This window comes from Paraburkholderia terrae, assembly GCF_002902925.1.
Lineage (GTDB): Bacteria > Pseudomonadota > Gammaproteobacteria > Burkholderiales > Burkholderiaceae > Paraburkholderia > Paraburkholderia terrae.
Window position 1 is genome coordinate 2,041,708 of the sequence record NZ_CP026111.1, and the last position, 14,455, is coordinate 2,056,162.

Consider the following 14,455-nt stretch of genomic DNA (forward strand, 5'->3'; position numbering starts at 1 on the left):
AGAGAAAAAAAATCGCGGCGTCAGCCGCGAAGGGGATAGCAAGGCGTAGCGACACAGTTGTATTTCACAGCCTGCTTCTGGCAGGCCGTGATGATCGTGGCGTCGACCAGCAGGTCTTACATGGCGCGACTAGCCGCCTCTTTTCAAAGCCGACTTGATAGCTTGCCGGGCGGCACTCGCCGTCGAATACGCCATTGCCTTGGCCCGATCACGCACCGCGCTCTGCCCAGGCGGATTGGGATTGATTCCAAGCCTCCTGAGGTAATAGTTGGCCCGATAGATATCCGCTCGAATAGAGTCAACAAACTGGAAATTTACGCTCAAAGTCACCGAGATATTGTCGTCGTTCTTCAACCAGTGGGGGCAGTTGACAGGAACGTGAACGCCATTTCCCGGGGCCAATCTGTACAAGCGCGATCGGTCCTGCAGTTCGGGTCTATAGTTTGGCGCGTTGTTGTCGATCGTCCAGAACTGCTCGATTTCCTCCTCCGGAAGAATCTGCCGATCTTCCCGATCAAAGACGTACAAATCCTTTTTCCCATGGATTTGAAGAATGAAATTGCATTCACGATCGATGTGATATGCCGTCACCCGCTTCGGTGACGTTATGAAAATGATGATCTCCTCATTTCTGATCTTGGATTCGATGCCGCCGCCAATCATATCCTTGACCTCTGCGATCGCATGCCGGTATAGCTCGGTGTAGGCCGGATCTTTTTGCGCGTCTCTCAGGATGAACCAGGCATTTGAATCTTCCAGTTGCCCTAATGCATCCAGCGGTGAGAATGCATGATTCGTATCTTTCCATTTTTGACCAGGCGCGACGTCACCCATGTCGTAGTAGAGATCAGATGGGCGCGTTCTCAGGGTTCGCTCCGTCAACTCCATCAATTGAGGGAGTTGAAAGCGCGGATGAGATGCAAGGTGGTGGGAGACATCGAAGCTCTTCCGCTCGAAACGTTCTCGAAACACTGAGGGATCTGCGTCGATCCACTTGTCCGGCAATGTCGCTTCAGGGACCGGGAAATCCGTGGACATGTCCATGCGATCGCTCCTTGTAACCTTATAAGGAAATGACGACTGTGATGCCAGATCAGCGGCTCCCGTCCAGATGGCGAACGATGCGCCTGCGGACGGGAACAACAACCTTCATCACCGATGACTTCGCATTGTCGGTACCAGGGTCCGCACCGGGCGGCTGCGGATTTACACCGAGTTTGCGCAAGTAGTGATTGGCGGCAAAGATACGGCCACGGGCCCGGGTTGCGTCGGTCTCGTAGACGACTGCATACGACACGCTGCGTTCCGCGCCGGTTTGAACCCAATGGGGCGCGTCCTGCGGCTGATGAAAGCCACTTCCGGGCACCAGGTCGAAGACATGTTCGAGGCTCCTGTCTCGCGTGGCCAGATCCACCTGGCCGATCTCGACTATGCCCTGCACGTAGAAATCCTCGAGTTCGTCTTCCCGGATGGCACTGGGAGGATAGACATGGTAGTGCTTGTCGCCCTCGATCTGGAAGAAGTGATTGATTTCTGGATCGAAATGGAACGGCGTGGTCGAGGAGGCAGAGCTAACGAAGATGGCAGATTCGAGCCGCTCGACCTTTTCACCATTGAGACCGCCGCGTAGTTCGACCACTTTTTCGAACAGCTTGTCCAACAGTTCCCGAAAGCCGGCGTCGTAGTTCTCGGGCCGCTTCAAAAGCACGCGCGTCGGCCCGGTGGCAAGCTGAGCAAGCGCCTCATCCGGCTTCAACGTCTTTGCTTTGACATCAAAGAATCGGGTCCCCGGCGTGGGAGCCGAATTGGAGACGTAATAATCCGCAGGGTTCGCACCATACTTCTTCGCCAACTCCGCTAATGCCTCCGGCTGGAACATCGGCAGCTGATGCAGATAGTGCTTGAAACCGAACGGTTTATTGTTGAACGCGGTCTCGTAGACGGCTGAATCAACGGTCAGTAGAGCATCGGCAGAAGGTATCATTGTTGTAAATCCAAACTGGGTGAGACAACGTCGCGAACGCGGCAGGAACCGATGTCCATTGCTTGTCTGGTCAGCGCCTGACTAGCCGCTGAATCGCATTCGGCGGCCATGTCAACCTGTTGACCGGCGTGCGAACGATTTCCGAATGGCTTGATAAACCCAAGTACACTTCTCAAGCGACTTCATGCAGTAGTTGATGCTGACAGAGAACATTGCTTGAAGCCTACTATCCCGTCTCACGGGCAGATGTGCGTTGACGAACATCCACTTTCAAGCGCCTGACACGGGCTCTTCCCGGCCACGCGCGGTACCAGGGCGCTTATCCACTGGCGGCGCCAGATCGCTAGATTTAGTAATTTAAACCCCACCTCTCCGTGCGCCGACACACAAACGCTCTCACCCGCCTCGGCCACAATGTGCAAGTCGCGCATTGGAGCACCCCATGACCGCTAAACCCAGTCTCAAACGCAGCGCATTCGGCGAATTCGGTGTAGACATTTTCCTCGTGCCAAGCGGATTTGTGATCGCGCTCGGAGGTAACGGGCAACCTGGTCGTGACTGAGGTTCCCGGCATGCGTGACCAGTTATTCCACAGTGCGGGCTCGGCGGCCATAGGCAATCAATTGCGTGATCGCTTGACCGAAATCGAGGCCAATGCACGGCCTTGGAGTAGCCGGAACGGTAGTTAGTTAAACCTATTAAAGTCGGGGCCGGGGGAAAAATTTGGCCACGAATTCAGGCGCCAAAATTCGGCCGTGTTGCCTAAAGGAGGCAAAAATGAGGAGCATAGTTTGGCGGATTCCCGGTTTGAAGCAATTGCGTCGATCGGGGTGGCTCAATCACAAGCTTCGGCTCGGATTTGGTGCTTATTGGGGCGCATTCCCTTGTCGGGAAGATGCGGTACGGTTTCTTCGACCCTCTCGACGCGCAACTGCGGACAACGAAGACATGGCCGTGATGAATGTCGAGGCGTTCTCGACTGTCCATTCCTTCGATTGGCCGGTAATGTTCTTCATGATGGACCTCAAACGCCGAGGGCGGCTTACCACCGTCACGGATCTCGGAGGTCATCTGGGTGTCAAATACCATGCCTTCCGAAAGTTCCTGGACCTCCCCAAAGACACATCATGGCAAGTCGTCGACGTCCCGGCTGTGTGCAAGGAGGGAAGAAGGCGCCAAAGATCCGGGGAAACGTCTCTGCAGTATTTCGAGGATTCAGAAAAGACAGCTCCGTGCGACGTGTTGCTTTGTTCCGGCGTCTTGCAATATCTCGACTATTCACTGGCAGAAGCTGTCGCCCGCTTGCCGTCTCGCCCCCGCCTCATATTGTTGAACAAGGTTGCCATTTCCAAGGGCAGCGCCTTCTACACACTTGAATCCTTAGGGCGCGCCCGCATTCCCTACCATGTGACGACAATTGCAGATCTGGATCGGGCACGAGACGCCCTTGGATACAGGCTTCTGTCACGATGGAGCATTCCGGACCGAACCGCCGAAGCGGCAACGGCCAAGGGCAAACAGTTGATAGAATCGATCGGTGAAGCCTGGATCAATACGGCCATCGCGGAGGAAGCTTCCCCTGAAATCGAATCGGACACGTCCCTTTCCCTGGGTTCCTAACAGCGACGAGGCATCCGCATGATCTCTGGAGCGCCTTGTTCTTGGGCTCTTGCCCCTTCAAGTCTTGTCGCGCTCGTGGTCGCGGCGGTGATTGGCGTCAGCTGGTATGCAGGGCTTGCCGACCCGAAGGAAATGATCCGTGCCGCCATATTCCTCGACACAGACAGGCCTCGGTTGGAGGGGCCCTATGCCGTCGGCTTCGCCAGTATTGATGTAAAAACGGGAAGCGATGGCCCTTCGCTTCCGGTCGATATCTGGTACCCCGCGCAGGCGCCCGGCGATGGCATTGGGCGCTCAATTCTGCAGTGGATCGCAGCAATCGGACATCCTACCTCGCCGCCGTTCACGCCAAATGGAAAGCTGTCCGAGGCCCGTGCTAAATATCCCCTCATCATTTACTTTCCATCATGGTTCAGTGTTCGCCAACAGAGCACATTTACGCCCGCAAACCTGGCGAGCCATGGTTTCGTCGTCGCTACGGTGGACGACATCGTGCATGCCCCTCGCCTTCCCGGACGAGAGGGCCAAGCTCAGGCATCGGAGATCCCCGGCGATTCGATGGAAAGCTTCGAGGCTTATCGCCCCGTCGCAGCCCTCCGGGCTGAACTAGCGGCGAAATCGGGCTCTGCCATCATCGACGCATTTCAGAGTATTCCGGTGTTTGGACAACGCGTGGATATGGCGAAGGTCGGCGCCGTCGGATTCTCGTTCGGAGGCGCGACGGCAGCGCAGATGAGTAGCGACGATCGACGCATCAGGGCCGTCGTGAATTTTGACGGCTCCTTGTATGGCCGCCCTGAACGCGGCAATGTCGAGGTGCCTTACATGGTGTTCTTTAGTGGTTGGACCTATCCGACTTGCGAGGAACTCATGCATAGTGACTTCCCCACGCGGATCAACTCGGTGCTGACGGTCGAGTCAGTTGCGCACCAGATTCGCCAGGCCACGCTCCCGAACAACTGGACCTTCACGGTAAAAGGTACGGTACATGATGATTTCGCAGACAAGCTCGCGAAACCCCCATGGAAGGCCGCATTCGGCAAATCTGAAATCAACAGGGCGAAGACCTGGTCCGAGATCAATCGCTACGTTGTTGCATTCTTCACCCGCTTTTTGCTAGGCGAGGATCAGCCTTTGTTGACGGAGCCAGCTCCGTTCGCGGAAATACGGCCCTTCATGGAGAACCAGGCGCCTCCACAAGACCCGGCATCGGCCACTGGTTCCACACAATCCCGCTGTCCTTAGATCACAACGCATTTTTGCGCGTCTGGTCGACTAGAGTTGATCTATTCGACGCCGACTCCGGCCACGGCTTTGCCACGCCGATATATTGAGGCGACATCCTCTGCTCGTTCGAATCCAACGAAACGCGACAATGCCTTGAGATATGATGGACTTACGGGCAGGAAGCGTCCGAACATCTGGTCGAGTTGTGCGAGGCGGGTCCGGAACGCCATGACATCGTATCGATACAACAGCCGCATGTATGACGAGAGGCGTTGCTTGAGCATTTCCTGATCGTCCGCCGAAAGCACGTCTAAAGAATGCCGATGTCCCTCGGTGATCCTGAAGAAGTTCTCCATGTATTGTTCTGTGAGGTGTATGGCGTTGTAGCGCGCTCCTCGGAGCCCAAGACGGCGGTGTCGTTGCTGTCTCCACGCGAAGAGCGGGTCTGCGCTCTCGACCGTCAAAACCTTTGCGCCTTTTCTCGCGAGCTTTAGTAGAAAGTCCTGGTCCTCATCTACCTTGATATTCTCGTCGAAGCCGGCCACATCCGCGATCCATCGTCTTCTGAATACGCTCTGACCTAAATGTATTAGAGGTCCCTTGGCGAGAATTTCCAATTCGCCCGGCTGTGAAGAAAACGCTGAGCACTCGGCGAGGCGGACCCTTCGCGCAGCATCGGGTTCGACGACAACCTCTTCCCATCGCGACATCACATAGGCGACACTCGGATCAGCAGTCCGGCAGGCGATCGACTGAAGCTGCAGTTTTGTAGGAGCCAGGAAATCGTCGGCATCCAGAAACTGAATCCAATCTGCTGTCGTCGATTGCCATCCCAGGTTTCGGGCAGCACTAACCCCCTTGTTGGGCTGCGTGAGAATCGTCCACCGATGGCGGCAACCCTTGAGGTGTTCCCGAGCCTTCGAGACGGTATCGTCCGATGAGCCGTCGTCGACGATCAGGATTTCGACCTCGTCATGCGTCTGTGACGTTACAGTTTGCAACGTAGTGTCGATATACGCAGAGGCGTTGTAGCAAGGAATGACGATAGCGATTTGCAACGATGCCCCCACTGATGGATAACTTACGATCTGATCGCTCCAAGATTTACTTGAGAGTGCGTCAGTTCGCGGTCCTCAAAAGTAACGATCCACCGGCAGAGCCGGTGGCTTTCGATGGCTGGCCCCTCAGAGGGGTCTGTTCGCCATCGGTAAAAGGCTCCAATATCGACCGACGGTGGCCCGGGTGAGAAGCGGCACAAATCATGGGAAAAAGCCGACTCCTGGAAACGTCAAACCGTGTTAGTCCCCCAGCAGAGCTGGGGGATTTCCCGCGATAAAAGTGTTGCCGATCTTCACCCTGGCGAATGTTCGGCGTCGCTCATGCCACGCTACTTCGATAAGGATGCCGGCATTGCCAGGGCCGATCGTGCGCTTGCAGCGAAGCTGGGCTGCAGAAAGCCGATGACCTCGGCATCCGTGATCGGTTTGAGATGCAATCCGAATGCGGCATTCAGGGAAGTGACAAGGTGCTGTGCCCAAAGGGTATTCCAGACCACGCCGCAGTGACCGTCGGCAACGAGAGCGTTGTGCGGATCGTCGCCGGTTGTATTGGTGACGGCCCAGCCAGGCGACAGATGCAATGTCTTGTAGAGCGGACGACCTTGGCCGTCACGCTCGCCCCACAGGCTCCTGAACAAGGCGCGATCGTCGAGAAAGTAGACATGGCGATCCGCCGCGGCCAGTTTGCGCAAGCCATTGTCGAAGAGATCGAGGCCGGCGTCGATATTGGCCATCTCCCTGGCCGATTGCCAATTGTCGAACTTATCCGACGAATCCGCATTGCTCAGCACCCCCACCAGTACGACATAGGTATCCGGGTGATGCCTCCGGATCAGCGTGACCGCTTGGCCGATCGCGTCAATACAGGCGTTGATCACCGCCCTGGGACGCGCTGCAGCCCGATCACGGGACAACGCGTCAAGGACGTCGCGCGCGCCGACATCGTTGATGCCGATCCGGATCAGCACGATTCCGCCTCTCCACGCTTGTGGCTCTGTGTCCATCAAATCCACGAGACGGATCGCCTGACGCGACGGATGTCTCATCAATTGGCTACAGTTAGCGCCACTGACGGCAAAGTTGTAACGGTAGTCGTCTTTAGGCGGCGTCCGGGCGAGATGACCGAGAGCTTCGTCGAAATAGGCGCGATACTTGTTGGTTCCCCAGGCCCCCCATTGGCCGAGGTCGATCTCATCGCCCCGCAGCCGGCCCAGGACCTCGGCCCACTGCCAGGTGGTGGCGCGCCGGGAGCCTCCTCGCATGCGCGGATCCGTCAACATCAACGTATCGTGGTAGGACTGGCTGTCGGAATCCCCGAGCACTGCAACCCGTATCCTGCCAGATTGCACCGGCCCGGCAGTAACGACGGCGGTTGGGCGGAACAGGTCGGGCGCGGCCAGTCTCACAAAAATCAGGCCGGCTACCGTCAGCGCGCCGCAAAACGCGACCAGTAACACAATACGCAAACGGGACATAGACCAATCACCTCATCCAATCAGGCCTGACATGTATGGCGACGATCAGCGGTGGACCGGGACTTGACCAGCATTGCCTGGGTCGTGCGCTCAATTTAGCGCTTACAGATCAACGACCCCGACTCAGATTGCGAACGATGCGCCTGCGGACGGGAACAACAACTTTCATCACCGATGACTTCGCATTGTCGGTACCGGGGTCCGCACCGGGCGGCTGCGGATTTACACCGAGTTTGCGCAAGTAGTGATTGGCGGCAAAGATACGGCCACGGGCCCGGGTTGCGTCGGTCTCGTAGACGACTGCATACGACACGCTGCGTTCCGCGCCGGTTTGAACCCAATGGGGCGCGTCCTGCGGCTGGTGAAAGCCACTGCCGGGCACCAGGTCGAAGACATGTTCGAGGCTCTTGTCTCGCGTGGCCAGATCCACCTGGCCGATCTCGACTATGCCCTGCACGTAGAAATCCTCGAGCTCGTCTTCCCGGACGGCACTGGGACGATAGACATGGTAGTGCTTGTCGCCCTCGATCTGGAAGAAGTGATTGATTTCTGGATCGAAATGGAACGGCGTGGTCGAGGAGGCAGAGCTAACGAAGATGCCAGATTCGAGCCGCTCGACCTTTTCACCATTGAGACCGCCGCGTAGTTCGACCACTTTTTCGAACAGCTTGTCCAACAGTTCCCGAAAGCCGGCGTCATAGTTCTCGGGCCGCTTCAAAAGCACGCGCGTCGGCCCCGTGGCAAGCTGAGCAAGCGCCTCATCCGGCTTCAACGTCTTTGCTTTGACATCAAAGAATCGGGTCCCCGGCGTGGGAGCCGAATTGGAGACGTAATAATCCGCAGGGTTCGCACCATACTTCTTCGCCAACTCCGCTAATGCCTCCGGCTGGAACATCGACAGCTGATGCAGACAGTGCTTGAAACCGAACGGAGTATTGTTGAACGCGGTCTTGTAGACGGCTTGATCAACGGTCAGTAGAGAATCGGCAGACGGTATCATTGTTGTAAATCCAAACTGGGTTAGACAACGTCGCAAGCGCGGCAGGAACCGATGTCCAAGGCTTGTCTGGTCAGCGCTTGCCAGCCGCAAGCCATTCCAGGCAGCACATAAAAGGGCATGGTATCGGTGTAGCAGACGCAGCACTGCTGGATACCGCACGCAGAACATGCCTCGATAGATTTAACCTTTAAATCCCATCTCTCCGTACGCGGACACACAAACGCTCTCGCCTGCCTCAGCCAGAATGTGCAAGTCGCGCACTGGAGTGCCCCATGACCGAAAAACCCAGTCTCAAACGCAGCGCCACGCTCAACTTCGTGGGCGGAATCCTGCCTATGTTCGTTGCGCTTGTGACGACGCCGATTTATCTCCACCACATCGGCGCGGGGCGCTACGGTGTGCTCGCCATCGTCTGGATGGTGCAGGGTTATTTCGGCTTTCTCGATCTGGGGCTGTCTTCGGCGACGTCCAACCGCATCGCGCAACTCGACGATGCGCCACACCGCGAGCGCGAAGCAGTCCTGTGGACAGCGATGCTCCTCAACGCAGCACTGGGTCTCGTGGGCGGCATAGCACTGTATGCGCTCATGCACGTGCTGCTCGCGTACTTCGACATGGGCGAGGCCCTGCGCGTCGAGTTGTTGCCCGCATTGCCGTACGTAGCCTGTCTCGTGCCGCTCTCGAATCTCATTTTCGTGTTCAACGGCGCACTCGTGGGGCGCGAGCGCTTTGGCACGCTCAACGCGGTAACACTCCCGGTCACGCTGATGTATCAGCTCGTGCCTCTCGGGGCGGCGCTCATCTTCGGGCCGAATCTGCGCTATCTGGTGTTCGGCACGCTAGTGGCCGGGGTAGCGGCGCTGACGGTGACCGCGTTCGCGGTCTGGCGCGTCTTTCCGTTGCGCCTCGCCGGCGGCCCGCGCCGCGACCTGGTCGGCCAACTGTTTTCCTACGGCGCGTGGATCAGCGTGACGAGCCTGGCGCAGCCGCTGCTGGAGACGGCCGACCGTCTCATGATCGGCCATGCGCTCGGGCCGCAGGCAGTCACCTACTATCAGGTGCCCTTCAATCTCGCAGCGCGCGTACGACTCTTTCCAAACGCCATCGTCCGGACGCTATTTCCGCGCCTGTCGTCGCTCGATGCCGCAGGCGCCGCGGCACTCTCCTCTGGCGCAATACGCGGCCTCGCCGCCGCACTCACGCCGATGACGGTATTCGGCATATTCCTCATGCATCCCTTTCTCACACTGTGGGTGGGTCAGGAATTCGCATCGCGCGCCACGTCGGTCGGGGAAGCCATACTCGTTGGCATCTGGATCAACTCACTCGCATCGATCGCGGCCTGCCACCTGCAGGCGACTGGGAAACCAGGCATCGTCGCGCGTTTCCAGGCCTACGAAATGTTGCCGTTCTTTGCGCTGCTGTGGTGGATGCTGAATTACTTCGGCGTGCTGGGCGCAGCGCTCGCCTGGAGCGCGCGGTGTCTGCTCGACGGCGTACTTCTGTTCCATGCCGCGCGCCTGGATGCGCGGCCGGCACGCAAGCTGGTCCTGCCTGCGCTGATCATCGTGGCAGCGTATGTCGGCACACTCGTTTTCGAACCGCTCACATGGCCATCCATCGCGGTGTGGCTCGGGATGACCGTCGTCTCGCTCGTGTGGAGCGCGCGCACCGAACCACAGGCATGGGGACGTGTGCTCGACATCGTCGCGTCGATGCGCAACTACACGCGACGTTGGGCGCAAAGCCAATGATCACGCGGGATGGCAACGCGCAATACCCCGTACCTTTGTCAATGGCGTCGCCGCCAATCGCAACCTCAACGACTCACAGACCGGAAATACTGGACTTCGACAGGATCTCGCGAGCGACTCGTTCCATGATTAGCGTGTTTGGCACGGTCACGGATCAGACTGCGCAATCCCTCCCCCAGCGGCGTCAGAATAGCCGCGATGATGCAGAGCGTACCGCGTCCGTCAGCATCGTCTAACACATCAGACTGCGACCCAAAGACAAGAAGAAGCTTCACTCTCTCACCGTGCTGCGCGCAATTGCGGTCATAACGGTTGTCTTGTTTCACATCCTTGCGCCGACCGGGCACACGTTTGGTGTATTCGACGTGGACATATCGCAAATGAATGCCGCGAAACAGATTGTGTGGCGGCAGCGAGCTGCTTCCTTCGATCAATAGCTTCGTCGCCCTGCTCTCCCCATGTTGCGGCCGGCAACATGCAAGACCGACCACGTCTGCATCACTCCCTCGATACGAACATCAACCGGGCAAACTCGCGCGCTGTGAGAACACGAGCAGCCGCGATCGCCATAGTCGATCCCGGTGATAAAGAGTGGTGTTCAACGAAGTGGAGATCGCGCACGGTTTGAGCGAGCCATGCAATGACGATCGGTAATACGGACAACGGCTGCCGACGAACCCAACCACAGTTCCCGATAGCCGCCGAAATCGCGGCCCGAACCCCGCGCACGAGACCTGGCTCACGCATCACCTCATGCGCCAGCCCTGCTCAGGTTCCCGCACCCTGCGTCCCCGTCGACACACCTTCGGCAAGAACCGGCTTGCTGAGCCGCGCCCGCAGCAGGCGCCGGCCAAGGCGCATCGTTGGCACTTCGAACTTGCGATAGGACAAAATCGCAAACCCCAGCGCGCAAGGTATGAAGATGACGAAAAACAGCACGACACGCGGCACAGCCCCGACAGGCAGATGATCCACCACCAGCGACGTGCCGCGCATGATGAACAGATGCGTGAGATACAGGCTATACGACGCATCGCCAATCAAAAGAAGCAGCTTCGGATACGCGACATCGCGGCGGCCCATGACGACGCCCGCGAATATCGCCGCGGCAGCCGGTCCCCACACGAGGCCGCGCATATCGAATGCGCCGTCCGCGGGCGGTCCTATTGCCAGCCAGGTTGCCACACCCGCCACGACCAGGGCGATCTGAGCAGGCACGCCGATCCGGAATCCCGACAGGCGCAACTGCGCAAACAGCACGCCGAACACGAACTCGAGAATGATCGTATGAGTCCAGCTTTTGAGGATCAGGTATTCGGGTTTCAGCAAGAGGCCAAGCGCGACGAAGCTCACGAATATCGCCGCCACCGCGAGATAAACGCGCCGGATACCAAGCAGCAGCACCAGCGAAATCACGACATAGAAGAACATCTCGTAGTTGAGCGTCCAGCCCAGCCCAAGCACCGGTTCCGATGCACCCGTCATCGGGTTTGCGGACGGCACGAAGAACAGCGAGCGCAGCACGTACTCAACGCCATACGCGTTCTTGTGCTTCAGTGCGGGGAGCACGAGACCGATGCCAACCGAGAGCAGCGTCGCCATCCAGTAGAGCGGCACGACGCGCACGATGCGGTCGCAGATGAACCAGCTGGCGCTCGCGCTCCCGGAGCGTTGCCCTGACACGATATACATCATCACGAAGCCGCTGACGACGAAGAAAATATCGACGCCGAACAACCCCTTCGTATTCACGAGCGGCCACAGTTGCTCTGCGGCGGCGCCATGGTGGCCCACCTCGGCCGCTCCGTGGCAGAACACCACCAGCAAGGCCGCGACTGCGCGAAGCACCTGAATCGAATCCAACTTCTTCATTGCATTGCCCCCAAAACCGATGCGCGAGCCAGCGTGCCGGCGTGGACGTCTGAAAATAGCCATTCATCCGTTCGGTTCGCAATGTGTCGCCTGAGCGGCTTTCGCTTTCAGTCGCCATCGCAAAGCGCGCAGCGGCGTGTGGATAGCGAAAAAAGCACGATTTTGTACACGTATTGCACAATGTACCGGGCATGCCGTCTGGGAGACCGTTCGAAAAGCCACACATCAATCATGTGCAGATCCGCGCAACGGCAAGATCGCTCAGTTCGCGCCCCGTGACTCAATGTCCTGAATGATCCTCCGGCTGAGATATCGGGAACCGTCCGGCGACAGATGGTCCCGGTCCGCATACAGGAACTCGCCGCTGCGACGCGCGTAGCAGTTCTTCGCGTCGCACAGCAACGGCAGCGGATTGAACACCTTCACGTCGGGATACTTGTCCAGCAACGCGACGATGCGTGTCTGCGTGCCCGTCAACCGCTGCTCTACCTTGGCACGCGGGACCGCGCACGGCGAGCGCAGCGAAATTTGCACTGGGCGGCGCACGCAGGCGTTCGGATCGAAATCCAGCTCCGGCGTGTCGAGCACGAAGACCACGTACTTGCCGGCTGCCGTAAGCCTGTCCAAAGTCCGTTCGAGACCAGCGAGATAGACGTCGAGATTGTTCCCGCCCTTCCACTGGTTCGTCGTTGCGCTCACCCGCTTGCCGTCCACGGCCATGAGGCGGATAAAGTCGCCGTTGTCGTAATCGAGGCCGCCTGCAATCGACGAAATGGCGTAGCTCGAAAGGACTACCCACTGGATGTCGTGCGACTTCACGATGTAATCGAGCACGCCGTCGAACAGCGCGGAGCAATGCTTGACGTGCCCACCCAGCGAAATGTCGACACCGTAGAACGGCGGACAGTTACCGCTGCCGACTGCAAACAGCCCCGTCCCGCGAGCGCTCAAGGCCGGTTTGAGCCCTTCGTAATAGTGATTGGCGTGACTGTCGCCGAGCAGCGCCACCTGGGGGCGTCCGTTGGGCGCCGGCATCACGCAGAATTCGGAACCCGGAAAGTCCTTCTTGCAGGTGTCAGTGAAGACCCAGCGTTCCTGCTGCGCGCCGAAGCTCGCATCAGGGAAGCGCTCGGGCAAGCCATCGTGGCGAGAGATCGCGTAGCTGGACAGGCCCACACCCATCATCATCGCGAATAGCACGCTCGCAACGCGCACCGGGTATTGGCGTGCGTAGAAGCTGAAGCGCGCAGGCGCTTCGATAGAGCTGAATGTGATCGACGATAGCGCGACGGCGACCACGAGCGCGGCGAACAGCATCGTGATCGACGGTGTGCCGCCGCTCAGAAGGCGCACGAAGACCAGCACCGGCCAGTGCCAGAGATAAAGCGGATAGCTGACGAGTCCGAGATAGACGAAAGGCCTGAGCGACAGCACACGTCGGTTGAGCCACGCGCCCGGTCCCGCGGCCATCACGAGCGTCGCGCCGCCCGCCGGCAGTGCCGCGCGCCAGCCCGGAAACACGCTCTTCGGATCCAGCAGCACGAAACTCGCGACGATCAGCGCAAGGCCAGCGAACGCGACGAGATCGCGCAGCGTCGACACTTCGCTGCCCGACTGCGAGGCACTGCGTTTGCGCGCGTGAAACTCGGCCCATGCGAGCACCGAACCGAACAGCAATTCCCAGAAACGCGCGATGGGCAGATAAAACGCCGCGATCGCATGTGAGCTGCTCAGGTACACGCTGCTCGCGAGCGACAGCAGGATCGCCGCGACAATGACCAAGGTTGCCATACGGCGGCTCGTGTAACGCCACAGCAGAAACAGCGCGACCGGCCAGATGATGTAGTACTGCTCCTCCACGCCGAGAGACCACAGATGCAGCAGCGCGCTTGCCGACGCGTCCTGGGTGAAGTAGTCGCGCGTCAAGTAGAAATAGACGTTTGCGACGAATGCAACGCTCGCGAGCGCTTCCCGCGCGAGCCGTTCCAGTTCGCCCGACGTCATCAACACGAAGCCCGCCGCGAGGGTGGCGACCAGCACGATCATCAGAGCCGGATAGATGCGCTTGATACGTCGCGCGTAGAAGTCGACGATGCTGAAGCGTCCGTGATCGAGCGTCTCGATGATGTGCTGCGAGATCAGGTAGCCGGAGATCGCGAAGAAGATGTCCACGCCGGCGAAGCCGCCCGCCAGCGTCGCTGGGAACGCATGAAAAATGACCACGGAAACGACCGCGATCGCGCGCAAACCGTCGATGTCCGGCCGGTAACCCTGTGCGGGCTTGCGAGATGTAGCGCTCACCGTTGATTTACCTCGTACGTCCGTGTGACCGCGAGCCTCGCCGATGGCTGATCGGCTCAGCTTGAACGTCGATGGTATCGGCTCGACCGGCACGCACTGTGCTGGCTAACGCACGCAAGCGCATGGATTCCAGACGAACGCGGTTCGCGTGACACGCAACCGGC

The 14,455-nt window shown here is 58.8% G+C and carries 11 protein-coding genes; 3 read left to right on the forward strand and 8 right to left on the reverse strand.

Annotation, left to right across the window (positions count from 1 at the left end):
- Nucleotides 1-129: 129 nt before the first annotated feature.
- The gene (locus C2L65_RS09100; protein ID WP_042310081.1) at nucleotides 130-1,044 is read right to left on the reverse strand and encodes a hypothetical protein; all 915 of its coding nucleotides are present in this window, start codon (nucleotides 1,042-1,044) and stop codon (nucleotides 130-132) included.
- 49 nt (nucleotides 1,045-1,093) lie between these two features.
- A complete protein-coding gene (locus tag C2L65_RS09105) occupies nucleotides 1,094-1,984 on the reverse strand; it encodes a cupin-like domain-containing protein (RefSeq protein ID WP_042310079.1) in 891 nt (296 codons plus the stop codon).
- 948 nt (nucleotides 1,985-2,932) lie between these two features.
- On the opposite strand from C2L65_RS09105, the gene C2L65_RS09110 reads away from it, so the two are divergent.
- Both C2L65_RS09110 and C2L65_RS09115 read left to right on the forward strand, forming a co-directional pair.
- Complete coding sequence (locus C2L65_RS09110) at nucleotides 2,933-3,604, forward strand: methyltransferase, TIGR04325 family (protein ID WP_052426928.1); 672 nt, start codon at nucleotides 2,933-2,935, stop codon at nucleotides 3,602-3,604.
- Between the two features lie 18 nt (nucleotides 3,605-3,622).
- Entirely contained in the window at nucleotides 3,623-4,849 is a 1,227-nt protein-coding gene (locus tag C2L65_RS09115; RefSeq protein ID WP_081921132.1) for an alpha/beta hydrolase family protein, read from the forward strand.
- A 41-nt stretch (nucleotides 4,850-4,890) separates the two neighbouring features.
- Here C2L65_RS09115 and C2L65_RS09120 read toward each other — a convergent pair whose 3' ends face one another.
- The 3 genes from C2L65_RS09120 to C2L65_RS09130 all read right to left on the reverse strand — a co-directional run bounded on the left by C2L65_RS09120 (nucleotide 4,891) and on the right by C2L65_RS09130 (nucleotide 8,364).
- Nucleotides 4,891-5,889 carry a glycosyltransferase family 2 protein gene (locus tag C2L65_RS09120; protein WP_052426927.1) on the reverse strand — a complete coding sequence of 333 codons (999 nt, stop codon included), beginning with the start codon at nucleotides 5,887-5,889 and terminating at the stop codon, nucleotides 4,891-4,893.
- 329 nt (nucleotides 5,890-6,218) lie between these two features.
- Nucleotides 6,219-7,364 carry a GDSL-type esterase/lipase family protein gene (locus tag C2L65_RS09125; RefSeq protein WP_042310075.1) on the reverse strand — a complete coding sequence of 382 codons (1,146 nt, stop codon included), beginning with the start codon at nucleotides 7,362-7,364 and terminating at the stop codon, nucleotides 6,219-6,221.
- Between the two features lie 109 nt (nucleotides 7,365-7,473).
- Nucleotides 7,474-8,364, reverse strand: coding sequence for a hypothetical protein (locus C2L65_RS09130; protein WP_042310074.1), 891 nt, complete (start codon nucleotides 8,362-8,364; stop codon nucleotides 7,474-7,476).
- Between the two features lie 272 nt (nucleotides 8,365-8,636).
- Between C2L65_RS09130 and C2L65_RS09135 the strand changes: the two genes are divergently transcribed.
- Entirely contained in the window at nucleotides 8,637-10,118 is a 1,482-nt protein-coding gene (locus C2L65_RS09135; protein ID WP_052426926.1) for a flippase, read from the forward strand.
- A 65-nt stretch (nucleotides 10,119-10,183) separates the two neighbouring features.
- Here C2L65_RS09135 and C2L65_RS45445 read toward each other — a convergent pair whose 3' ends face one another.
- The 3 genes from C2L65_RS45445 to C2L65_RS09145 all read right to left on the reverse strand — a co-directional run bounded on the left by C2L65_RS45445 (nucleotide 10,184) and on the right by C2L65_RS09145 (nucleotide 14,291).
- Entirely contained in the window at nucleotides 10,184-10,552 is a 369-nt protein-coding gene (locus C2L65_RS45445; protein ID WP_156132333.1) for a hypothetical protein, read from the reverse strand.
- A 334-nt stretch (nucleotides 10,553-10,886) separates the two neighbouring features.
- Nucleotides 10,887-11,990 carry an acyltransferase family protein gene (locus C2L65_RS09140; protein WP_042310073.1) on the reverse strand — a complete coding sequence of 368 codons (1,104 nt, stop codon included), beginning with the start codon at nucleotides 11,988-11,990 and terminating at the stop codon, nucleotides 10,887-10,889.
- 261 nt (nucleotides 11,991-12,251) lie between these two features.
- Nucleotides 12,252-14,291, reverse strand: a complete 2,040-nt coding sequence (locus C2L65_RS09145; RefSeq protein WP_158660408.1) for an acyltransferase family protein — start codon at nucleotides 14,289-14,291, stop codon at nucleotides 12,252-12,254.
- Between the last annotated feature and the right edge of the window lie 164 nt (nucleotides 14,292-14,455).

Excerpts from the sequence above, each read along its gene's own strand:
- C2L65_RS09140 (WP_042310073.1), bottom strand. The coding sequence starts at position 11,990 with ATGAAGAAGTTGGATTCGATTCAGGTGCTTCGCGCAGTCGCGGCCTTG.
- C2L65_RS09100 (WP_042310081.1), bottom strand. The coding sequence starts at position 1,044 with ATGGACATGTCCACGGATTTCCCGGTCCCTGAAGCGACATTGCCGGAC.
- C2L65_RS09130 (WP_042310074.1), bottom strand. The coding sequence starts at position 8,364 with ATGATACCGTCTGCCGATTCTCTACTGACCGTTGATCAAGCCGTCTAC.
- C2L65_RS09105 (WP_042310079.1), bottom strand. The coding sequence starts at position 1,984 with ATGATACCTTCTGCCGATGCTCTACTGACCGTTGATTCAGCCGTCTAC.
- C2L65_RS09135 (WP_052426926.1), top strand. The coding sequence starts at position 8,637 with ATGACCGAAAAACCCAGTCTCAAACGCAGCGCCACGCTCAACTTCGTG.
- C2L65_RS09110 (WP_052426928.1), top strand. The coding sequence starts at position 2,933 with ATGGCCGTGATGAATGTCGAGGCGTTCTCGACTGTCCATTCCTTCGAT.
- C2L65_RS09125 (WP_042310075.1), bottom strand. The coding sequence starts at position 7,364 with ATGTCCCGTTTGCGTATTGTGTTACTGGTCGCGTTTTGCGGCGCGCTG.
- C2L65_RS09115 (WP_081921132.1), top strand. The coding sequence starts at position 3,623 with ATGATCTCTGGAGCGCCTTGTTCTTGGGCTCTTGCCCCTTCAAGTCTT.